The organism is Pseudolactococcus chungangensis CAU 28 = DSM 22330, from assembly GCF_002441885.1.
GTDB lineage: Bacteria > Bacillota > Bacilli > Lactobacillales > Streptococcaceae > Pseudolactococcus > Pseudolactococcus chungangensis.
Map to the genome: position 1 here is coordinate 20,326 of NZ_JXJT01000009.1, position 22,414 is coordinate 42,739.

General features: G+C 40.2%; 18 protein-coding genes. 15 read left to right on the forward strand and 3 right to left on the reverse strand.

Features of this window, described 5'->3' with window-relative positions; genetic code table 11:
• From RR45_RS05325 to RR45_RS05355, 7 genes are all read left to right on the forward strand, one after another.
• Positions 1-1,276, forward strand: a 1,276-nt coding sequence (locus RR45_RS05325) for an InlB B-repeat-containing protein (RefSeq protein WP_179295327.1), incomplete at its 5' end; no start/stop codon positions are given.
• Between the two features lie 236 nt (positions 1,277-1,512).
• Positions 1,513-2,514, forward strand: coding sequence for a uroporphyrinogen decarboxylase family protein (locus RR45_RS05330; protein WP_031365454.1), 1,002 nt, complete (start codon positions 1,513-1,515; stop codon positions 2,512-2,514).
• 93 nt (positions 2,515-2,607) lie between these two features.
• Positions 2,608-3,489, forward strand: a complete 882-nt coding sequence (locus tag RR45_RS05335) for a transporter substrate-binding domain-containing protein (protein ID WP_031365455.1) — start codon at positions 2,608-2,610, stop codon at positions 3,487-3,489.
• A 21-nt stretch (positions 3,490-3,510) separates the two neighbouring features.
• Positions 3,511-4,224, forward strand: a complete 714-nt coding sequence (locus RR45_RS05340) for an amino acid ABC transporter permease (RefSeq protein WP_031365456.1) — start codon at positions 3,511-3,513, stop codon at positions 4,222-4,224.
• Entirely contained in the window at positions 4,224-4,994 is a 771-nt protein-coding gene (locus RR45_RS05345) for an amino acid ABC transporter permease (protein WP_072353611.1), read from the forward strand. Before RR45_RS05340 ends, RR45_RS05345 begins: the two co-directional genes overlap by 1 nt.
• On the forward strand, positions 4,978-5,727 hold the full coding sequence (locus RR45_RS05350; protein WP_031365458.1) for an amino acid ABC transporter ATP-binding protein: 750 nt from the start codon (positions 4,978-4,980) through the stop codon (positions 5,725-5,727). The genes RR45_RS05345 and RR45_RS05350 overlap by 17 nt, the downstream gene beginning before the upstream one ends.
• Positions 5,728-5,815: 88 nt before the next feature.
• A complete protein-coding gene (locus RR45_RS05355) occupies positions 5,816-6,586 on the forward strand; it encodes an SDR family NAD(P)-dependent oxidoreductase (protein ID WP_031365459.1) in 771 nt (256 codons plus the stop codon).
• Positions 6,587-6,644: 58 nt separating this feature from the next.
• Here RR45_RS05355 and RR45_RS05360 read toward each other — a convergent pair whose 3' ends face one another.
• Positions 6,645-8,798: an LTA synthase family protein gene (locus tag RR45_RS05360; RefSeq protein ID WP_031365460.1), complete on the reverse strand. Its 2,154-nt coding sequence runs from the start codon at positions 8,796-8,798 to the stop codon at positions 6,645-6,647.
• 240 nt (positions 8,799-9,038) lie between these two features.
• Between RR45_RS05360 and RR45_RS05365 the strand changes: the two genes are divergently transcribed.
• Both RR45_RS05365 and RR45_RS05370 read left to right on the forward strand, forming a co-directional pair.
• Positions 9,039-10,175 carry a class I SAM-dependent rRNA methyltransferase gene (locus RR45_RS05365; protein WP_031365461.1) on the forward strand — a complete coding sequence of 379 codons (1,137 nt, stop codon included), beginning with the start codon at positions 9,039-9,041 and terminating at the stop codon, positions 10,173-10,175.
• A gap of 3 nt (positions 10,176-10,178) precedes the next feature.
• Positions 10,179-10,829, forward strand: a complete 651-nt coding sequence (locus RR45_RS05370) for a type I 3-dehydroquinate dehydratase (protein WP_031365462.1) — start codon at positions 10,179-10,181, stop codon at positions 10,827-10,829.
• Positions 10,830-10,860: 31 nt separating this feature from the next.
• Here RR45_RS05370 and coaA read toward each other — a convergent pair whose 3' ends face one another.
• On the reverse strand, positions 10,861-11,781 hold the full coding sequence (gene coaA, locus RR45_RS05375; protein ID WP_031365463.1) for a type I pantothenate kinase: 921 nt from the start codon (positions 11,779-11,781) through the stop codon (positions 10,861-10,863).
• A gap of 183 nt (positions 11,782-11,964) precedes the next feature.
• On the opposite strand from coaA, the gene RR45_RS05380 reads away from it, so the two are divergent.
• The 4 genes from RR45_RS05380 to RR45_RS05395 all read left to right on the forward strand — a co-directional run bounded on the left by RR45_RS05380 (position 11,965) and on the right by RR45_RS05395 (position 15,880).
• Complete coding sequence (locus tag RR45_RS05380) at positions 11,965-12,543, forward strand: GDSL-type esterase/lipase family protein (RefSeq protein ID WP_031365464.1); 579 nt, start codon at positions 11,965-11,967, stop codon at positions 12,541-12,543.
• Complete coding sequence (locus tag RR45_RS05385) at positions 12,536-13,138, forward strand: class I SAM-dependent methyltransferase (RefSeq protein ID WP_096823163.1); 603 nt, start codon at positions 12,536-12,538, stop codon at positions 13,136-13,138. The genes RR45_RS05380 and RR45_RS05385 overlap by 8 nt, the downstream gene beginning before the upstream one ends.
• A gap of 137 nt (positions 13,139-13,275) precedes the next feature.
• The gene (locus RR45_RS05390; protein WP_072353612.1) at positions 13,276-14,580 is read left to right on the forward strand and encodes an MFS transporter; all 1,305 of its coding nucleotides are present in this window, start codon (positions 13,276-13,278) and stop codon (positions 14,578-14,580) included.
• 127 nt (positions 14,581-14,707) lie between these two features.
• The gene (locus tag RR45_RS05395) at positions 14,708-15,880 is read left to right on the forward strand and encodes a M20 metallopeptidase family protein (protein ID WP_031365467.1); all 1,173 of its coding nucleotides are present in this window, start codon (positions 14,708-14,710) and stop codon (positions 15,878-15,880) included.
• A 52-nt stretch (positions 15,881-15,932) separates the two neighbouring features.
• On the opposite strand, the gene RR45_RS05400 is transcribed toward RR45_RS05395, so the two are convergent.
• Positions 15,933-16,547, reverse strand: a complete 615-nt coding sequence (locus RR45_RS05400) for a TetR/AcrR family transcriptional regulator (RefSeq protein ID WP_031365468.1) — start codon at positions 16,545-16,547, stop codon at positions 15,933-15,935.
• Positions 16,548-16,729: 182 nt separating this feature from the next.
• Here RR45_RS05400 and RR45_RS05405 point away from each other — a divergent pair, with 182 nt between their 5' ends.
• Positions 16,730-21,001, forward strand: coding sequence for a 2-hydroxyacyl-CoA dehydratase (locus RR45_RS05405; RefSeq protein WP_031365469.1), 4,272 nt, complete (start codon positions 16,730-16,732; stop codon positions 20,999-21,001).
• A gap of 228 nt (positions 21,002-21,229) precedes the next feature.
• Positions 21,230-22,399 carry a cobalamin-independent methionine synthase II family protein gene (locus RR45_RS05410; protein WP_031365470.1) on the forward strand — a complete coding sequence of 390 codons (1,170 nt, stop codon included), beginning with the start codon at positions 21,230-21,232 and terminating at the stop codon, positions 22,397-22,399.
• Positions 22,400-22,414 lie beyond the last annotated feature (15 nt).

Sequence of the window (22,414 nt, forward strand, 5' to 3'; positions counted from 1 at the left end):
TGACAAAGGTGAGCCAGGTGTTTCTAACAACTTCACGATTACTTACTACATCAACGGAGAAAAAGTCACAGATTTAGACCCAGATGGTTATATTTCTGGCGTTAAGACAATTTATTTGCCAAGTCCAACATTTGAAGGTTATGATTTCTCAGGTTGGTATAATAATGCAACATTTACTGGTGATGCATTTACAAGTTTTTCTAAAGAGACAACAGGTCATCAAGTTTTCTATGGTAAAACAGTACCTCATGTCTATCAAGTTACCTTTGATTTAAAAGGTGGTGCATTTCCGGATGCGACATCAACGATACAAGATGTTGAACATGGGGCAATAGTTTCAGAGCCAACAGCCCCAGAAAAAGATGATGAGATAGTTGGTGTATCTACCATTGGTCCTATTCCGGAACATGATTTTATCTTCAGAGGCTGGTATATTGATCCAGAATTAACAACTGCCTTTGACTTTAACACACCAATTACAGGTAATATAACGCTCTATGCCAAATGGGGATTACCTGTCACTGAGGCAGGAACCAATAATGATTTAGGAACGAAATATGGTAATAATACTCTAGGTGACCAAGGTGATACCGTCTGGGTTGCCAATAGCTGGTGGCAAATTATTGACGATGATATGGATAATAATGTCACGAATGGTTTACAGGCACTGGTACTTAAAATGGAGGCATTGACATCAGATGAGGCTACGGGTGACAGTGGTATGGCTACTTACATTTCACACTTCAAAGATGACACCACCAACCCTGATAACTATTTTAATTCAGATGGTACGAATAGTTATGAACTGGCTGTAGGAACAGGACTTAGAGGTGCGATTGACCATTATTATATGTCGACCGTTGCGGCTAACTACACTGATCATGTTCAAGCCGTTAATCTACACAACCCGACTCTAGCTGAGTATAATGCAGCTAATAATTTAACTTGGGGCAATAACGGAGGTGGCGCTTCTTGGCTCAACTCTTATATGGATGATCATTTTGCAACAGAGCTAGAGGTCACAGGTACCAAACAGGCTTTTGCGCTTAGCTATGGGGATATTCATGTTCATATGGGCATGCCTGCATCACCGACAGATAAGATTTCAGACCTTCTGAATTTCAGTAGCAGTTTGGATAATCAATTCTGGCTCCGCTCAGTTGCCGTTAACTCTAGGGGAGCAGGTGCTGTAAGAGCAGGGGATATCAGCTACCGTAATCCTGTTTACAATGGTAGGCAGCCTGTACGTCCGGCTATGGCACTTTTGATTAATTAAATATCGCTATGGTTATGATAGTCATTAGACGCAAAAAATAACTATTCCAAAGTAAGCCCTAGGGCTTACTTTTTTTATGAACAATAGCGAGTTTCTACAGGATCTATTCTCATAAATAAACGGTATTGAAAAATATTAACACCGGAATTAAAAAAAAGAAAGTCAGACATGAGGAAACGCGGTTAAAATAATAACAAGCAATAGGTAACAACACCATATTTTAGGAGGATTTGACAATGTCAGAAAAGAGAGCAAGATTTCAAGCCGTTTTAGATGGTCAAGCAGTTGACCGAATTCCAACAGGTTTTTGGTACCACTTTTTCAAAGATGAATTAGACGAGGCTACTAGTCAGTCTGATTTAATCGCTGATAATGTAACGGGACATCAAAAGTTCATCTCAGACTTTAAGCCAGATTTTATCAAACTGATGAGCGACGGTTATTTTCACTATCCAAATGCCTCAAAATGGCGCACGGCTAGCGATGCTGAGTTGTTAACAGTCACATCAATCGGACATGACCATATCTGGATAACAGAGCAAGTTGCACTAGTCAAAGCACAACATGCGCAATTTAGTGAAGATATTTTTTCTTTCTACAATATTTTTGCTCCTGCGACCTACCTTAAATTTGCCTTGGGCGGTGATGACCAGTTGGTTAATTTTGTCAATACGCACAGTGAACAGAGTATCCAGCATATCTTTGATATCGTCAGTCATGACATCGCTACTTTAGTAGCAAAGGTTATCAAGCAAGGTAGTGCCGACGGGATTTATTATAGTACACAGAACATCCAAAGCATAAGTGATCAAACTATCTTTAATCAATTTATTAAACCGAGTGATATTGCTGTCCTAAAAGCAGCTAAAGCAGCAGGTGGCACTAACATTTTACATATTTGCGGTTATGAAGGCGCTAGTAATCGCTTAACAGATTTCGCAAACTATCCCGCAGATATTATGAATTGGGCGACAGCTGTTGAAGGGGTTACTTTATCACAAGGTCGAGCAATATTCCCGAATCGAGTGCTACTAGGTGGTTTTGGCAATACGACAAAAGACGTCCTTTATCGAGGTACAACAGATGATATTGTGGCAGAAACCCAAGAGATTATCAATGCCTTTGGCGATGATACCCGTTTCTTAATCGGTGCTGACTGCACAGTTCCACGTGACATTGACCTGAAACATTTGGTAGCTGCAAGAAAAGCCGCAGTCAGACAACCAATTACTGTTTAAATGCACCAGCAAATCAATAAAGAATGATACTGAAAGGGTGCGAATAATCGTAGCCGCACACTTTACCTAGAAGTTCAAATAAGGAGATGATCTATGACAAAATTCTATCAAAATAAAAAAATCCTAATTGGTGCAGCAGTTGTGGTTGCTGTTGGTGCAATTGTTGCTGTCAGAACAATACAAAGTAAAAAATTACCCACTACCGGTGCGAAAGCAAAAGTCGAAAAAGTCCTTCAAGTCGCACACACGCAAAGCTATAAGCCCTATGACTTTGTCAATGACAAGGGCGAATCAGATGGCTTTGAAGTTCAAGTTTTAAAAGCGGTGGACGAAAAACTACCAGATTATAAATTCAACTATAATCCAACAAGTGATGAAGATTTACTGATTGGTTTGGAATCTGGCAAATACGATATCGGAACTAAAGGTGCTTGGAAAACGCCAGAACGTGAACAGAAATTCATTATTCCAGAAGAAAAAATCGCGGCATCTGTCATTGGCTTGACTTATCGGACAGCAGACAAAGCCAAATATAGCAATCTTGAAGATTTTGCGAAACAAAACGGCAAGCTCATTCCAATTAGCCCACAAAATGCCCAATATAAGGTCATTGAAGATTTCAACGCTATCAATCCTAAGACCCCGATTAAATTAGATGCAGCCGATCAATTCACGATTAGTGATGCCTACGCTTGGCTGTTAGAAGGCCGTTACGATGGATTCTTCGACATTAAACTCAGCTTTGATAACTCAGTACTTGCAGCTGACGGTCCTTACCATGACTATGCGAGCAAACTGTCTTACGTGCCTTATAAAGGAATTCCAACTTATCCAATCATCCATAAAAATGCAACAAATGAGTCTTTTGCCAAAGCTTATGATAAAGCGATAAAAGAACTCGAGGCTGATGGGACGCTAACAAAACTGTCTAAGAAGTATTTCGGTGAGGATGTCTTTTCGTACATAAAGGACTAGCTTGCCTGTGAGGTAAAGATTATGATTCCATTTCATCTAGAGCGCGTCTGGTCAGTTTTACCGGATATTCTCTCAAAATTTCCAAAAACGCTAGAAATCGTTGTTTTGACAGCATTTCTTGGGGCAATTCTAGGCGCTATTCTTGCAAAATGGCATTTACAAACAGGGAGTGTCAAGTATAAAATAGCACAATATTATATCTCGGCGATGCGCTGTACCCCACCGATTGTTCTAATCTTTTTGGTCTTCTATGCCTTTCCCAAACTGATTGAGACTATCTTTTTGGTAGATATCAACGGTTGGCCAAAAAGTGTTTTCGTTATCAGCGCGCTTGTTCTCTTGTTTTCAGCTAATATCGCAGTGACTTTTGAGGCCGCCTATCTGGCTGTTCCTAAGGGGCAAACTGAGGCAGGTTTGGTGAGTGGTTTATCTGAGACCAGAACCTTTTTCAGAATCATATTACCCCAAGCTCTAGTCATTGCGCTTCCTAATATCGCTAATAATCTCTTGACCTTGTTAAAAGAAGGCTCACTGGCATATATGATTGGCTATGTTGATATTATGGGGCAGGCGCAGAATATCATTTCAAGAAATTTAGGGAATTTTGGCTTAGAGACTTATGTGGCGGTAACCTTAGTTTACTGGGTAGTAGCGCTTGTGATAGAAGGTGGTAGTCTACAACTTGAAAAAATATTAAGTCGACATAAAGGACAAAGATTGGAAGGACAAACGTAATGGCTATTGATTATTTAATCGCAACCTTTATCGAAAGTTTAAAAGGTGTCCCAATGACACTTTTCATCACTTTTTTCGCCTTAATTGCAGCACTGCCTTTGGGATTGTTGCTTGCGATTGCACGGCTCAAAAAAATACCCGTCCTGAGTCAATTGGCTAGACTTTATACGTTGATTATTCGTGGTACACCTTTGATTCTTTTGATTCTACTTTTTTACAGTTTTGTACCAAGTTTTCTTAATGCTTTTTTTAAAGCGCATGATATCGCAATTGATATCTTTAAGGTTAACCCTCTATTTTATGCCTGTACCGTTTTTCTACTTGTTGCCATTGCAGCAGTCGCTGAGATTTTTCGCTCGGCTTTACTTGCTGTCGATGGGGGACAGTTTGAGGCAGGCAAGGTGGCTAATCTGTCAACCTTTCATATTTATGCTCGGATTATTTTACCGCAAGCCTTGGTTTCAAGCTTGCCCAACTTGTGTAATCTTGCGATTACGCTAGTTAAAGGAACCTCACTTGTTTTTGTCATGACTGTAAAAGATATCACCGCAATTGCCAAAATTCAGGCCAGTTATGGCTATAATTATGCCGAAAGCTATCTGGTTATCTTCGCTATCTACATTTTGGTGTGTACGGCGATTCAGGTCGTTTTCAAAAAGTTAGCCGATTATGTCGCCCTAGACAGACGCATGCCTCTAAAGCAAATGGAAAAGCAACATAATGAGAAAGTCACGATCGAGAAAGGAGTTTTATATGCTGAACATTCGTAACTTGCACAAGCAATTTGGCAGTCATGAGGTTTTGAGGGGGATTGATTTAACTGTCAACCAAGGCGATGTGGTCGTCATTTTGGGCCCTTCGGGATCGGGGAAGACGACCCTTTTACGTAGTATTAATTTTTTAGAGCCAGCGGATTCCGGCACAATTGAGCTAGACGGTGAGACGATTGAGATTGCTAAGGCGACAAAGCAAGATATTCAAGGTATTCGTAAACATACTGGCTTTGTCTTTCAAAACTATAATTTGTTTGCGAATAAAACGGCTGAGCAAAATATCACAGAAGGGTTGATTTATGGTCTTGGGTTATCCAAAAATGTGGCTAAAACGATTGCTCAGGATGTGCTAGAAAAAGTCGGTTTGCGTGAGTTTTCGCATCATTATCCGAGCCAGTTATCTGGTGGGCAGCAGCAACGTGTCGGTATTGCTCGCGCTATCGCAGCTGAACCTAAAGTACTATTGTTTGATGAGCCAACGAGTGCGCTTGACCCAGAGCTTGTTGGTGATGTTTTAGCAATTATGAAGTCTCTAGCTAAAGCCGGGAAAACCATGGTTGTGGTCACGCATGAAATGGGCTTTGCTAAAGAAGTCGCAAGCGAAGTTGTCTTTATGGACGGTGGTGTAATCGTTGAACAAGGTCGGCCAGAAGAAATCTTCGAGTTTCCAAAAGAAGAGCGGACACAACAGTTTTTGGCTAGAATATTAGGGGATTTTGTACGAGCTTAAACATGTAATTGACCTTGTTTGATTGGCGTGTTAGTGTAGGTCGAGTTTCAAGATTTCAGAAAGTGAAATTCCAGAAAGGAGTAGTATTATGAGTCAAGACTTTAAAGGCAAAAATGTCCTTGTTACTGGTGGCTCTCGCGGCATTGGCTTTGCCATTGCCAGTCGCTTTGCAGTTCAAGGCGCTAGAGTTGTCATCACTGCGACACGTGAGGAAACATTAGCTCAAGCTTTATCACAGTTTCAGGCTAATGACTTACAGACAGTTAAAGGTTTGATTTTAGACTTGACTATTCTGACAGATGCAGGAGCAGTTTTTAATCAAGCCAGTGATTTATTAGGTGGGGAGCCAGTCGATATCTTGGTCAATAACGCCGGTATATCAGCCCCGACCAGTCTAGCAGATAGTGATTTGACTGATATTCACCGCGTGTTTCAGGTCAATTTGATTGCCCCTATCCTGTTATCGCAGGCTTTCGCTGCCCAATTTGTATCCAGACAAGATGATTTTGGCAGTATTGTCAATATCAGTTCCATCGCTTCTAAATTTGATGAGACACATAATCTCATCTATGGTGTCAGTAAGGCAGGGCTGAATAAAGCAACGAAAAACCTTGCCAAAAATTTAGGTAAGCAAGGGATTCGTGTCAACGCGATTTTACCAGGTAGTATCGATACCGATATGACAAGAAAAAAATATAGTGACCCAGCAGTTTACCAAGCCTTAATTGATCGCTTGCCCCTATCCAAACGTGGGACAGGTGATGACATTGCGCATCAAGCTGTTTTTATAGCCAGTTCTGATGCGAATTACATAACTGGTCAATTAATTTCGGTAGACGGTGGCTGGTTACTACAGTAGTCATGACATGCAATAATAAAAAATAGATTAGCTGATTTGAGCTAATCTATTTTTGTTATTATTTTTTACTTGATTCACTTGACTTTTCTGTCGCAAGTTCAGGATGCAGTTCTTTGAAAGTCTCTGTTTTCCAGAGCTTTTTCGTCGATTTATCGCCATTTAAAGAATAGAGAGAAGTAGATTTGTCCCCTAATTTCTTCTCAATTGCCTTAGCTTTTTGCAAGCCTTTAACATAAGAATATTCATTTGGGTCGATTGTCTTGAGACCATCATTTGGCCAGAAACGAATTAAATCCCCCGTCGTAATCGCATCTGAAATCTTCAGTAGCTCCTCAGTCTTTTTATTATTCGTATCAATTTCATTTTTGGTCGTCGGGTCAGGATTGGTAATCTCTTCTCCTGTCTGCGTTTTATAAATTCTACCAGCATAATTGGTTAATGTCGGAGACACCCAGTTATCGGTTGCTCGCATCGCGAGTAAGTTGCGATGGTCTGGACTCAGTAAATCTTGCCCAAGCTCAGGATATTTGCTATTATCGATGCCCAGGAGATGCAGCAGCGTTGGGAGATTGTCAAGCTCACCACCATAAGTATGATCGACATGACCTTTATCCATCCCAGGCACGACAATCATGTAAGGAACGCGTTGGAGCATGGCATTGTCATAATTGGACCACGTTTCCTTGTCCTTACCTAATAATTCTGCTAGGTCAGGGTTCCGAGAGTTTGAAATCCCGTAGTGATCGCCATAAAGTACAATAACAGAGTTCTTATATACACCAGATGCTTTGAGATAGTCAAAAAATTCTTTAACAGCAGAGTCTAGATAGTTCGCTGTTGCAAAATAACCATTAATTGTTTCATCATTGGTATTAGCTAATGGGAATCCTGATTCATCACCGTTAAATTGAACATAAGGATAGTGATTGGATACCGTGATAAACTTCGTGTAGAAAGGTTGTTGCAAATGCTCCAAATAATTAATAGAGTCACCAAACATGTATTTATCATGTAGACCATATTGGAAAGAATTAGATTTATCAACATCAAAGTAAGTTTGGTCGAAGAAGTAATTATAACCTAAGCGTTTATAAGTTTCATTCCGATTCCAGAATGAACCGACATTGCCATGAAAGACAGCAGAGGTGTAGCCGCCAACCTGCCCTAAAATATCAGGCGCTGCTTGGAAGGTGTTTTTTCCACCATTGCTGACGAAAAATGAGCCTTGATTTAAACCAAAGAAGGAATTTTCCATCAATGTTTCAGCATCGGATGTCTTGCCAGCTTTGACTTGGTGGAAGAAGTTGTCAAAAGCGAAAGTTTCTTTTGAGCCGAAAAGTGAATTGAGAAATGGTGTTACTTCATAGTCTTTTTCAACCTTGGTTTCAGGGTCTGTAACTTTCAGTTTGTAGTTGATTAAAAATTGTTGGAAACTTTCCAAATGAATGTAGATAACATTTCGGCCTTTAGCAATCCCGAAAGTCTCGGGATTAGGCTTGGCGTAATTGTCCGTGATGTATTTCTTGACTTCATTGACATCCGTTGCTTTAGCCTCTTTACGAACCTGATTTGTTTTATAGGTATTAAATCCATCATAAACTGTAAAAGGGACGAGACCGAGGTAGCGGACGACGTAAGTATTAGAAAACCCACGACTCAAAAGTTCAGGGCGGTCAATTTCAGCCATAAAGAGATTGACCGTAAAGGCTAGAATTGAAAGGGATGTAATCGCAAAACTTGCGCGTTTGTTAAATGGCCTTTGGTCAAACCGAATGACTTTACGCCACATCAAAATAGCAATTAAGACAAAGTCAACTATAAAGACGAGGTCACCTAAATTGAATAAGTTAATAGCAGATTCACCTAGTCCCGCAGAAACTTTACCAGCTGCTAACATCGTATTGATGGTAATGAAATCAGTGAATTCACCAAAATAGGTCGAATTAGCAAAAAGTAGAGCAGTCAAAGCGATATAGATGACCATTGATAAAATATAGTAAAGCTTGGTGTTTTTTGCATAAAGTGCAAGCCCAATCAGTAAAAGTGAACTTGAAATCGGATTGATGATTGCTAAAAAGATTTGAAAGGAGTTGTCAAAGTCCAAATCAAATTTAAAAAAGTAGGCAAATAAAGTCTTGAGCCAAAATAGAATGACTAAAAAAGCTGTAAATCCAAGCCGTGTCGAAACAATGTTTGAAAATTTCTTTAACAAGTTAGTAGTTTCCTTTTAATAGTCAACCTCAGAGGCACAACCCTCATTGGACGACAAAATTTTCCCTAAAATATCTCCTTTCATTTTACGCTTTTTTAGTCTTTTTCGCAAATATTGATGCATCTATTGTCAGAAACTATGAAAAAATCGGTGTTTTAAATGTGTCATCTATCCTAAAACTAGCCTTATCATCCCTCAAACCATAGCAATAAACTTGATTTTTGTGTATAATTTAGAGTAATGACTAAATTAACGATAAATAAATACGCTGCTAAAAAGATTTCCCAAGGAATTGCTGTGCTTGATGCGCGTGATTTTCCTGGTAATAGTTATACTGAGGGATTTGCTGACCTCTATTTTGAGCACCAATTTGTCAGCAAGGCTTATTTTTCACGCCAAAATAAAGGGATTGGTTGGACAGTCACATCTGCTGATTTTAGCCAACTCCTGACAGATGCTAAAAACAAACGCAAAACTTATGCGCAAGATTCATCTACGACAGCCTATCGCATTTTTAATCAAGATGGTGATGGTTTTGGTGGCATGACTATTGATATCTACGGTGATTATGCCCTTTTCAGCTGGTATAATGCTTTCATTTATACACTTAAAGATGAGATTTTATCGGCTTTTCAGACTGTTTTTCCAGAAATTCTAGGCGCTTATGAAAAGGTTCGTTTTGAAAGCAAATTACCGATTTCTAGCCATATCTACGGCAAAGTGGCACCAGAAAAATTTATCATTTTAGAAAATGGTGTTAAATACCAAGTTTTCCTAAATGACGGTCTCATGACAGGTATTTTCCTAGATCAACATGAAGTACGAGGCGCCTTACTTGAATATTTGGCAGCCGGAAAAGATATCTTAAATTTGTTTTCTTACACCGCAGCTTTTTCTGTTGCATCGGCAATGGGAGGCGCAAAGTCAACGACATCAGTTGATTTAGCTAAACGCTCGCGAGAATTATCCGAGACACATTTCAAAGCCAACGGCCTATCACTTGATGCCCACAAATTTCATGTCATGGATGTTTTTGAGTATGCCAAGTATGCCGCTAGAAAAAAACTAGGTTTTGACCTCATCGTCATCGACCCACCAAGTTTTGCGCGCAATAAAAAAATGACCTTCTCAGTCGCCAAAGATTACCACCAGCTCATTACTGATGCGCTTCCAATTTTAAACCGTCACGGTAAAATCATTGCTTCAACTAATCACGCCAGATTGAGTCGTACAGACTTTTTAGACGAATTGCGTAAAGGTTTCGGCACTCAAAAATTTGAAATCATTTCAGAATTTAGATTACCAGCAGACTTTGCGACCAACCCTGCGGACGCCCAGTCTGACTATCTCAAAGTCTTTGTATTAGAGGTTAAATAACAAATGAAAATAGTAGTTCCGATTATGCCAAAAAACCTGAGCGAAATCGCTAAACTCGATACGGCCCAGTACGCTAACGCCGACTTGGTCGAATGGCGTGCAGACTTCATGCCTATACCTGATCTAAAGCAAGCAGCACAAGACATTAAGGCTCAGTTTCCCAATCAAGAGATTATATTTACATATCGAACAGAAGACAAAGCTGAGCCTATTATCTCAGCAGAAGATTACACTAGAGTCATTCATCAATTTTCGGCTGAATTTACTTACGTTGATGTTGAAATATTAAAATACCCAGGGCTTGTTTTGCCTGAAAATACCGTCGTGTCCTACCATGATTTTACGCAAATCCCTCAAAATCTACCAGAGATTTTATCAAAAATGATAGCGTCAGGCGCAAAAATTATTAAATTTGCCGGTATGCCACAGCAGCAATCAGATGTCCTGAGACTGATGACTGAAACCTTACGTTTTGCGGAAAAACATTCGGACTTGACGTTAGTGACCATGGCGATGGGTGAGCTTGGAAAAATCACGCGAGTGGCAAGCGATAGTTTTGGCAGTAGTTGGACCTTTGCCTCTGTGGGCACGACTAGTGCGCCTGGTCAACTGAGCCTTTCGGAAATGCTTACGATTCGAGAGATATTCCAATAGAAAAAAGGTTTGATACCTAGTATCAAACCTTTTAGTATTTTTTCAAATAAATTTTATCGACTTTATGGCGTTTATCCTTGTGTAAAATGACTTCTGCGCGACTTCGTGTGGGTTCGATAAATTCTCGTAGGTTTACCAAGTTGACTTTTTTCCAAGTATCGCGCGCCATTTTTAGCACTTCATTAGCGGAGAGAGTTGTAAACTGATGATAGTAGTTGGTGCTGTCTTTTTTGGCAAGCTCTAATAGTGTTTTAAAGCGTTCTAAATACCAACGCTCGATATTGGCTTCTGTTGCATCGACATAGATTGAAAAATCGAAGAAATCATTGATATACAGCCGTTTATTGAGTGTGCTTTGAAAGACATTGATGCCTTCTACAATCAAAATATCCGGAGATTTGACTAAGTTTTTTTCAGGTAAAATGTCGTAGATTTCATGGGAGTAAACTGGAATTTCGACATCTTTGCCAGCCTTAATCTCAGACAAAAAGCGAATCAAGCTTTCCATATCATAGGACTCGGGAAACCCTTTTCGGTGGAGAATATTTTGCTCCGTCAAGGTTTGGTTGGGATATAAAAAACCATCCGTTGTCACAAGTTCCACAGTTGACGTCTTAAACGACTGTGTTAAAAGTAACTGTAACAAGCGTGCTGTTGTCGATTTTCCGACAGCAACGGAGCCTGAAATGCCGATGATAAAGGGTTGATTTTCAGCAATTTTCTGGAGAAATAGCCCCTTAGAAAAGCTGAGGTCGCTCATCGTTTTCTTGTAAATACGGATAAGTTGGACTAGCGGCAAGTAGACATCGTTGACATCTTGAACGCTGATTTCATCATTGATTGATTTGATATTATCAAGTTCTGCCTCAGTCAGAGGCGGTATCGTCTTTTTATAGAGATTTTGCCAAATATGGCGGGTAATTTTTTCATAATTAATCAGTTCAGTTTCCATAAAAATAATTTTACCACAATAAGACCTGTTTTGCCAGAATGCGCTTACAAATCTATTAAATTAGTGTTGATGCATTTAATCACTATAGATTATTTGCTGAATTGTTTCTCAATATCTAAAAGAGATAAAATCATCGTCCTGTGTTAAAATAGGGATAGAAATAAAACGAAAAGAGGATAAAAAATGAAAGTAGCAGTGTTTGGTGACTCAATTTCAGCGAAACTTGACATGAAAAACTGGACAGAAGACTTTCTGACTCGTATGGGGTTTCCCGGACAGGTCGAGTTGTTCGCTGTGCCTGGTGAGGATACGTCAGATGCCTTGAAACGATTGGACCAAGTCGTGGCAGCTCAAGCAGATTATAACTATATTTTCTTTGGTGCTAACGATGCGGCTGCTCACCATGATGTTTCAGTTGCCGATTTTATTACGAATCTAACCACATTTGTCACTGCCTTGGGTGCTGACAAAACATCAATTTTAACACCGTCGTACGTGAATGAAGTGGCCATTGCCGAAACACATGAAATGCTTGGCCGCAGTAATGCAAATGTCGCACAGTATGTCGCAGCCACCAAGACTGTCGCTGAGGAAACCGGCGCCAAAATCGTTGACCTCAACCATGCGATGACGGTTTACCCAGGTTCTGACGAGTTCGTTGGTCCAGATGGCGTTCATTTTTCACAAGACGGGTATGAACTAATTACTTCGCTAATTGCGGTCGATGTCAAATCACGGGAGCTTGCTAAAACACATGTCTGAAAAATTCCAAAAAATGTATTATGATGAAAATCCAGATGCTGCGCACGACCTACATGAATTGGAAACAGTCTTGCTCGGTCAAAAAATGACCTTCACGACGGATGCTGGTGTCTTTAGTAAAAAAGCCATTGATTTTGGTAGCCAGGTCCTCTTGAATGCCGTCCATTTTCCAGAAAACTCCACCCTTTTAGATGTTGGTTGCGGTTATGGACCCATGGGATTGAGCTTAGCGAAAGTACAGGGCGTGACCGCCACATTAATAGATGTTAACTTGCGAGCTCTTGCACTTGCAGAGAAAAATGCCATTAAAAATGGTGTGACAGCAGATATCTTCCAGTCCAATCTCTATACCAATATTTCAGGTCTTTTTGATCATATCGTCTCTAATCCACCGATTCGTGCTGGAAAAGATGTTGTGCATGGTGTCATTTCAGGCGCTTACGAACATTTGCGTGAACAGGGAACATTGACCATTGTTATTCAGAAAAAACAAGGTGCACCCAGTGCTAAAAAGAAGATGACAGAAGTCTTTGGTAATTGTGAAGTGATTTCTAAAGAAAAAGGTTATTTCATCCTACAATCTGTTAAATTATGAGTTTTTAATAAGACTATTCCATCATCCATCTAATGATAATTATTTCCAATTCTAATAAAAAAGTGTTACAATAATAGTTGTGTTAAATCTTCACAATATAACAAACACTCTTTTCTAGTTAGAAGGAAATTTTACATATGATTAATACACGTTCAACTCAGACATCATCAGGGGGTAAAACGGGGTTACAGACTGTTATCTTGATCGCCACGATGTTCCTAGGCTATACGATGATTTATATTGATAAATTATCAATTAGTATCAGCTTAGTACCGATGTCAAAAGATTTGGGTATATCTCCTTCGCAAAAAGGCCTTATCATGAGTGCCTTTTTTCTGGGCTATGCTATCATGCAAGTACCGATTGGGTTTCTAAATACCAAGATTGGTTCAAAGAAAATTTTAACAGCAAGCATTTTTGCATTAGGCCTATTTGCGGCACTCTTTAGCTTTGGGACATCGGTGATTTATTTTGTTTTGATCCGTTTCTTATCTGGGGCACTTGCGCATTCAGGCTATGCTCAGAGTGTCAGTAAAGAAGTGCAAGCCAATGTACCCGTCTCTCAGAGAACATTTGCCAATGGTATTTTACTTTCATCATCTGGTATTGCGAGTATTTTAGGACCGATTTTTGTTTCACCTGCCGTGCAAAATTTAGGCTACAAGCAAACTTATATCATTTTGACCGTTATTGCCTTAGTGATTGGTTTGGTATTAGTTGCTATTATTCCAAATTCTGATCATGCACAGATGACAAATACAAATGGCGAATATGTGACTAAAGTGTCACTTGGCAAAATATTATCTAATCAAATCGTTTGGCTGTTGCTTATTTGTGACTTTTTTGTTAACGCCGTGATGTATGGCGTGATTAACTGGACTCCTTCATTTTTAACGAGTGATGAAGTTGGTTTTACATTGACACAGCAAGGCAAAATGACTTCTGTTGCGGGTGCATTCTTTCTGATTGGTGCCTTAGGTGGGAGCTATCTTGTCGGTAAGTTTTTTGCGGATAGAGAACGCGATGTTATCGCCGTTTTTGCGATTTTGGGATCAGTTGCGCTCTTTACGGCTTTTCATATCCCACATGGTGGTGCCATGAATATGATACCGATGACGATTTGTTTTGCGATTGGTGATTTATCATATGCCATTGCTTTCACGACACTTCTAAGTTTACCTTTGAAGCGATTCAAACCTGCTGAATTTGCGCCAAGCTATGCTTGTGTGGCAATGGGAGGTATATTAGGAGGTTTTATTGCACCTTACTCGATTGGCTTTCTAGTCGAAAAAACAGGTGGCTATGCTAGTGTTTTCACATCATTTTTAGTTGTTGGTTTACTTTTTGCGCTTGCAATTCGTTTTTTGCCTAAACACTATGCACCAATTGATGAAGCACCAGTCATGACTGAGACTGAGGAATTACTTGAACATGAACTATAAGCAATTAGCGACCAGCACCATGAAATATGACTTAAATAGGAGACTACCTAAGGTTACACTTAGTACCTCATATCAAATTGAAATAGGCTCGGCTTAATAGGCCTTGTATAATTTAAGGAGAATTTTAATGACTACTGAATCTTTACTCGCTCAAGTTCCTGTGCAAGATATCGTAACTTGGCGTCACCATCTACACGCGCATCCAGAATTATCATTCCACGAATATCAAACAACAGACTATATCATCTCTATTTTAGAAACATTCCCCAATTTGGAGTTGCAACGACCAACTGAAACAGGTGTTGTTGCAATCTTAAAGGGTGGCAAGACTGGCAAAACAATTGCCCTACGTGCTGACATCGATGCTTTGCCAATTCAAGAAGAAACAGACGTTGGTTTTATTTCACAAAATGATGGTGTCATGCATGCTTGTGGGCATGATACACATACATCAATACTTTTAGGTGCCATTAAAATGTTGGCACCTATGCAGGCAGAGATTGCTGGGACGATTAAATTCCTGTTCCAACCTGCAGAAGAAGTGCCACCTGGTGGTGCAGTACAGTTTGTCAAAGCAGGCGTCATGGATGATGTTGATCAAGTCTTTGGCTTGCACATTTTCCCCATGATTCCAACTGGTGCTATCGGTTATAAATATGGCGCCTTGACAGCCTCATCTGATACGCTTGATTTGACAATCCATGGTGTTGGAGCCCATGCCATGTCCCCTGAAACATCAGTTGATGTGATTACGATTGGTGCCGAAATCATCTCAAACTGTAATAACATCATTGCGCGACGTATTTCACCGTTGGCCGCGGGCCTCATCTCTTGGGGACAATTCTCAGCAGGACATACAAATAATGTTATTCCTGATACAGCGACAATTAAAGCCAGCATCAGAACACGTAACCCTGAAATTCGGACACAAATGCGAGATATGATTGAGCAAACTGTTAAAGGTATTTGTGAGGCTTACGGTGCAACCTATGACTTTGATTTCATCTATGGTTATAGTTCAGTCGTCAATTCGACTGTTGAAATGGATGCGCTACGTCAAAGCGCTACTAAAATTGTTGGCGAAAGCGGCATTTTTGAAGTCCCAGACATGATGGGTGGAGAAGATTTTTCAGCTTATACAGATGTAAAACCTGGTTGTTTCTTTGCCCTAGGTGGTGGCGAGGCAAAAGACGGCTATGGTCATATTAATCATTCTCCAGAATTTAAAGTTGATGATAATAGTTTACCTGTTGGTACAGCTGTCTTTGTTCAATTAGTCAAAGATTTGATGATCGCTTAAATCAAAAAACTTGACACACTATCAGTCGTGTCAAGTTTTTTCTCTTGATGTGTCAATCTCGATTAATATTAACGCCAAGCACAGTCAAATGACCATTTGATATCAACTTAATGACGAGCGCAGCAAATTCGCTTGCGGTTATCTCGTTATTTTTTTGTCCAATCCACCAATTTAAGGTGCCAGTAAAGATGCTTGTGATATAAGAAACCACAAAATCAGTTGGAATTTTTAAATTGTCATTTCGAACATCCAAAGCATTAAAAATTTCTGAATATCGTTCGGATAAGATGGCTAATAAACGCTCGGATAAAATTTCTTTGTTACTATGTGTCACGATAATGCGTGCCAAATCGGGATTTTCCTGAACAAACTCATAGAATTTGGTGAGGGAGCACTCTATCTTTTTGACATTGACAGAGTTTTTTTCAATGAGATTTTCTTCGTCAAGGACTGCAGCAAACTCACCCAAAAATTTATCAATGATCTGCTCAAATAAATCAAATTTATCTTTGAAGTGACTGTAAAAAGTTGCACGGTTAATCATGGCCTCATCAGAAATATCATTGATTGTGATTTTATCAAAGGTTTTTGAGCGTAATAATTTGATGAAGGCTTGAGTGATTAACTTATTTGTTCGTTTGATACGTAAATCAACTTTTTTTGGCATATTTTTATTTTCTTTCTGAAAGTTGCTAAGGTTATCCAACATTTTGTTGTTTAGTGTTGTTTTACTAACAGTTTAGCACATTTTAGTGGTTGCACACAAGTCAAATTACTTGTAAAATTGAAATATATATGATAAACAACAGTCTGTTGTTTTTGAAAGAGCTAGATAAGAAAGAGGATGCAATGTATAAAGCTGGTATTGATGTTGGGTCCACAACAGTAAAAATGGTCGTTTTCGATGATAACTACGGTATGATGTTTTCTCGCTATGAACGTCATTTTTCTGATGTTAAGACGGCAACGATTAAAGTACTCAAGGATATGATGATTGAGTTAGGGGATATACAGTTTGCCTTTTCAATCACGGGTTCGGGCGGTATGGGGCTTTCTGATGTGATTGGTGCAACCTTTATTCAAGAAGTGATTGCCTCAACCTTAACCATTGAAAAATTTATCCCACAAACTGATGTCATGATTGAACTGGGTGGCGAAGATGCGAAAATGACTTTCTTTGATGGTGCCATGGAGCAGCGAATGAATGGTTCCTGTGCTGGTGGAACGGGTGCTTTTATTGACCAGATGGCCGAACTACTCAAAGTTGATGCGGCGGGTGTTAACGAGTTAGCTAAAAACTATGATAATCTTTACCCGATTGCCAGTCGTTGTGGTGTTTTTGCCAAAACGGATGTTCAACCATTACTAAATGAAGGCGTTAGAAAAGAAGACATAGCTGCTAGTATTTTCCAAGCTGTCGTTAATCAGACGGTTGCAGGACTTGCAGCAGGTCGTAAAATCACAGGTAACATTGCTTTTCTAGGTGGACCGCTCTATTTTATGAGTGAACTCCGCAAACGATTTATTGAAACGCTAGACATCAAGCCCGAAAATGTTGTTTTTCCAGAACATCCCCAGCTTTTTGTCGCTATGGGTGCTGCCCTTGATGAGGAAAATGCGACAGAGTTTACGGCGACAGAAATTATCAGTAAACTTGAACAAGATGAGTCCGAAAACCTCATCCCCCAAGATACGCTAGAGGTTCTTTTCGAAGATGAAACAGCTTTGGCCGAGTTTCGAAGCCGGCACGCTAAGGCAGCAGCAGATCATAAACCGCTTGCTAGCCACCATGGCGCAGCCTATTTAGGGATTGATGCAGGTTCAACGACGACTAAAGTTGTCTTGATTGATGATGAGGGCAATATTTTGTTTGAGCATTACGGCTCAAACAATGGTGATCCGTTGGATTCTGTTTTAGCGGTTATGACCCTCCTTTATCAGGAGATACCTGAGGATGTCTATATTGCTAAATCAGCTGTGACAGGTTACGGTGAACAGCTGATTAAGGCAGCTATTAAAGTGGATATTGGCGAAGTTGAGACCATGGCGCATTACAAGGCTGCTGAGTTTTTCCAACCTGGTGTTGATTTTATCATCGATATTGGTGGGCAGGATATGAAAGCCATGACGATTCGAGATGGTGCGCTATCTAGTATCCAGCTCAATGAAGCTTGTAGCTCGGGCTGTGGTTCATTCATTGAAACATTTGCTAAATCATTGCGCTATGATGTTAAAGACTTTGCGCAAGCGGCGCTTCTGACTGAACACCCTGTGGACCTTGGCTCAAAATGTACGGTCTTTATGAATTCTAAGGTTAAGCAGGTTCAAAAAGAAGGCGCGACAGTTGGTGATATTTCTGCAGGCTTGTCTTATTCTGTGATTAAAAATGCCTTGTATAAGGTCATTAAAGTCAAACGACCTGAAGACCTCGGAGAGAAAATCGTCGTGCAAGGTGGGACTTTCTATAATGAAGCCGTCTTGCGTGCCTTTGAGAAGATTTCAGGGCGTGAGGTTGTCCGTCCCTCTATCGCTGGTTTGATGGGTGCCTATGGTTGTGCCTTGATTGCCATGGAAAATGCGTTAGATGACATAGCACCGTCTACGATTTTGACATTGTCAGACTTAGAGCAATTTAAAACGATGAAAGAGTTTACAACTTGCGGCTTGTGTGAGAACATGTGCAAGATGACTTTGACTGTCTTTAATGATGGTTCTAAATTTGTCTCAGGTAATCGTTGTGAGCGTGGTGCTGAAAAAGCCATGCAAATCAAGGTTGCTAAAGCAGAAAAAAAAGTCAATCTCGTTGATTACAAGTATAAAAAACTTTTCAAATTTAAATCACTCAACAAGAAAAAAGCTGTCAATGGTGAAATTGGTATTCCTCGTGTCCTAAACATGTATGAAAACTATCCATTATGGCATACCATGCTGACAGATTTAGGTTTCCGTGTGGTTTTGTCACCGAAATCTGATAAGGAACTCTACGAAAAAGGGATTGAAACCATTCCATCTGATACGGTTTGTTATCCTGCCAAACTCAGTCATGGTCATATCATGACCTTGATTCAAAAAGATGTACCAACGATTTTCTATCCGTCTGTTTTATATGAACGTCAGGAAGATGCCAGTGCGCAAAATCATTATAACTGTCCAATTGTTCAGTCTTATCCGGAAGTCATCAAAAATAATATTGATGAAATTCGTAATGGTGAGGTTGGCTACATTCATCCCTTTATCAATCTAGCGGATGCTGACAATATGGCGAAGAACTTATATGAGGCGCTTGCTGCTTTTGATGTGACCTTTGATGCTGTTAAAGCAGCGGTTACGCATGGTTTCCAAGTGATGGATGACTTCAAAGCGGACATTCGCAATCAAGCAGAAGAGTTGATGATGCGGATTAACCTCAACCACGAAAAAGCGATTGTGCTTTCTGGCCGTCCGTATCATTTGGACCCCGAAATTAATCATGGAATTGCAGATATCATTACCCAGGAAGGCTTTCATGTCTTGACTGAGGATGCGATTGCGCACTTATCAGAAGTTGGTGGGTTACGTGTGGTCAATCAATGGGTTTACCATTCTCGTCTGTATGGCGCTGCTCGCGTCGTTGCCAAAAATAAAAATTTGGAACTCGTTCAGCTCAACAGTTTTGGCTGTGGCTTAGATGCGGTAACGACTGACCAAGTTGAAGAAATCATGCAAGCCCACCATAAACTCTATACCGTTTTGAAGATCGACGAAGGCTCCAATATGGGGGCTGTTCGAATTCGTCTGCGGTCACTTAAGGCTGCGGTCAATGAACGTGATAAACGTGGACAGTTGCCTGAGGTATCTGAAGAACAGATGTCAGAAATTGTAGCGCATCATCCTGTCTTTACTAAGGAGATGAAAAAGACACATACACTTTTGATGCCTATGCTATCACCAATTCATCAAGAGGGGTTAATAGACGAGGCATTCAGACAGTCTGGTTACAATGTGGTGCTCTTGCCGGAAGACAAATCAGCCATCAACTCTGGTCTCAAATTTGTCAACAACGATTCTTGCTATCCTGCCATCATTTCCATCGGGCAGTTGGTTCATGCACTGGAATCTGGTGACTACGATGTTGATAATACCTCTGTTTTGATGACTCAGACGGGTGGCGGCTGTCGGGCGACCAACTATATTCCTTTATTGCGCAAGGCCTTGAAAGACGCAGGTTTTGGTCAGGTGCCTGTTGTGTCCTTGTCGATGGGGAATAAGGGGACTGAGAAGTCGGACGGTTTCAAGCTGACGGTGCCTTTGATGGTGCGCATAGTCATTGGTGCGCTTTATGGTGACTTATTTGAGCGCGTTGTCTATCGGACGCGACCTTACGAAATGACTAAGGGGCAAGTTGATGCGCTACATGCCAAGTGGCTAGCTAAGGCCAAGCATAATATGAAGACTGGTTCGATTTTTGAGTTTAATCGCAACATGAAACAAATCATACGAGAATTTGACGAAACGCCTTTACGAGACATTCAAAAACCGCGTGTCGGTGTTGTGGGTGAAATTCTTGTGAAATACTCGAAAACGGCTAATAATGATATTGTGAGCATCATCGAAGCAGAGGGTGCAGAAGCTGTCGTGCCGGATATTATTGGCTTTATGAACTATTCTCTTTATAACCAGATTTGGAAGTCAGATCATTTGGACATGGGTAAAAAAGCTAAGTATTTCGCACGTGCCTTCATTAATATCATTCAAATGGTTGAAAAACCAATGAATAAAGCCTTGAAAGCGTCAAGCCGCTTTGATGGGATTCATTCGATTGATGCACTGGCTGCCGATACAGAGAAAATTATTTCGATTGGGAATCATACCGGCGAAGGTTGGTTCTTGACTGGCGAGATGATTGAGCTCTTGCAAGACGGTGTCGATAACATCGTTTGTCTCCAACCCTTTGGCTGTCTGCCTAACCACATCGTCGGTAAAGGCATGACCAAAGAACTCCGTCGTCAATACCCACGAGCTAATATCACACCAATTGACTATGATCCATCCGTTTCTGTTGTCAACCAACTCAACCGCATTCGCTTGATGATGGCGACGGCTAAGAAACAGATGAAAAAAGATATGGAAGTTGGGGTTTAAGTGACTCAAAAAACTGTCGCAAGATGGTTTTTTTATTATTGGCATAAACTATATCAAAAGCAATAATCAACCGTTTTTTATATAGTCTATAACTATATCTTTGGTCAACATTTCAGTATTATACAACCGACATATTTTACCCTATAATAAAATTATCCAAAAAATAATTGTGTTGACTGATTGACTAGGTCATTTCAAAAATAAAACAGGAAAAAGGGGAATCAGAAAATGAGTGAAAAATTTCAAATTGTAGGCAGTCTGTTAAGGCCACAAAACTTGTTGGCTTATAAGAGCCAAATCGAAAAACGTGATGACATTCAATATCCGTTCTATAACGATTTTGAAGGTTATCAAGCTTGTGAAACTCAAGCCATTCAAGATGTCATTCAAAAACAAATCGACCACAAGCTCAGCATTATTTCAGACGGTGAGTTTTCAAAGTCGCTCTGGCATTTAGATTTTGTCTGGGGATTGAAAGGTGTGCGGCGTTTAATCGCAGAACACGGCTATTTTTTCAGAGATTTCGACGAAACGCAGACCTATGAAACACGTCGTGATATTGCCTTAGCTTTCGATGATAAACTCAGCGGTCACAACCACCATTTCATCGACATTTACCAAGAAATCCAAGCAGATGCTGAGGAACAGACGACAAAATTGTGTATTCCGTCACCCTCACATATCTTCGGGGAATGGTCGTTTTCGCGTGAGCAAAATCTTGACCAGTCTAACGACTCTTATTATCAGGAAGCTGAGATTTTTAAACATGATTTAGCTAACGCTTACCAAGAATTTTTGAGTGACTATGCGACAATCGGAGGCAAAATCATACAGTTCGACGACTGCCTCTGGGAGATGTTCTCAACAGATAATCCTAACTCACCTTTCACTGGTGGACATATTGACCAAGCGAGTATCCAGAACCTCGCGCAAACATTCATTGACCTTAATAATAAAGTCATCGACTATGGTCATCGACTCGGGCTCAAAGTTTGGACGCATAATTGTCGTGGCAATTACGATTCTCGTAACATGGGTGGAGGCTCTTATGAGACGATCGCTAATCTTTTCTTAGGACAGCAAAAGTATGACCGTTTCTTTTTAGAGTGGGATGATGAGCGAGCAGGGGATCTTTCAGCACTCAACGTGTTCAAAGACCGTACTGAGACGGAAGTTGTGCTAGGTTTACTTTCTAGTAAAACAGCAACTTTAGATAATGAGACACGTGTTTTGGACCTACTTGAAAAAGCAAGTCAAATCATTCCAAAAGACAGACTCTTTTTATCTCATCAATGTGGTTTTGCATCATGTGATAATGGCAATGCCTTAACTGAAAGTCAGCAGTGGGCTAAAATTGACCAAGGTCAACAAATTGCTGCTGATTTCTTTGGTAAATAATTTTAGGATAAAACT

Coding starts and splice junctions, on each gene's coding strand:
- RR45_RS05330 (WP_031365454.1), top strand. CDS start 1,513: ATGTCAGAAAAGAGAGCAAGATTTCAAGCCGTTTTAGATGGTCAAGCA.
- RR45_RS05335 (WP_031365455.1), top strand. CDS start 2,608: ATGACAAAATTCTATCAAAATAAAAAAATCCTAATTGGTGCAGCAGTT.
- RR45_RS05340 (WP_031365456.1), top strand. CDS start 3,511: ATGATTCCATTTCATCTAGAGCGCGTCTGGTCAGTTTTACCGGATATT.
- RR45_RS05345 (WP_072353611.1), top strand. CDS start 4,224: ATGGCTATTGATTATTTAATCGCAACCTTTATCGAAAGTTTAAAAGGT.
- RR45_RS05350 (WP_031365458.1), top strand. CDS start 4,978: ATGCTGAACATTCGTAACTTGCACAAGCAATTTGGCAGTCATGAGGTT.
- RR45_RS05355 (WP_031365459.1), top strand. CDS start 5,816: ATGAGTCAAGACTTTAAAGGCAAAAATGTCCTTGTTACTGGTGGCTCT.
- RR45_RS05365 (WP_031365461.1), top strand. CDS start 9,039: ATGACTAAATTAACGATAAATAAATACGCTGCTAAAAAGATTTCCCAA.
- RR45_RS05370 (WP_031365462.1), top strand. CDS start 10,179: ATGAAAATAGTAGTTCCGATTATGCCAAAAAACCTGAGCGAAATCGCT.
- coaA (WP_031365463.1), bottom strand. CDS start 11,781: ATGGAAACTGAACTGATTAATTATGAAAAAATTACCCGCCATATTTGG.
- RR45_RS05380 (WP_031365464.1), top strand. CDS start 11,965: ATGAAAGTAGCAGTGTTTGGTGACTCAATTTCAGCGAAACTTGACATG.
- RR45_RS05385 (WP_096823163.1), top strand. CDS start 12,536: ATGTCTGAAAAATTCCAAAAAATGTATTATGATGAAAATCCAGATGCT.
- RR45_RS05390 (WP_072353612.1), top strand. CDS start 13,276: ATGATTAATACACGTTCAACTCAGACATCATCAGGGGGTAAAACGGGG.
- RR45_RS05395 (WP_031365467.1), top strand. CDS start 14,708: ATGACTACTGAATCTTTACTCGCTCAAGTTCCTGTGCAAGATATCGTA.
- RR45_RS05400 (WP_031365468.1), bottom strand. CDS start 16,547: ATGCCAAAAAAAGTTGATTTACGTATCAAACGAACAAATAAGTTAATC.
- RR45_RS05405 (WP_031365469.1), top strand. CDS start 16,730: ATGTATAAAGCTGGTATTGATGTTGGGTCCACAACAGTAAAAATGGTC.
- RR45_RS05410 (WP_031365470.1), top strand. CDS start 21,230: ATGAGTGAAAAATTTCAAATTGTAGGCAGTCTGTTAAGGCCACAAAAC.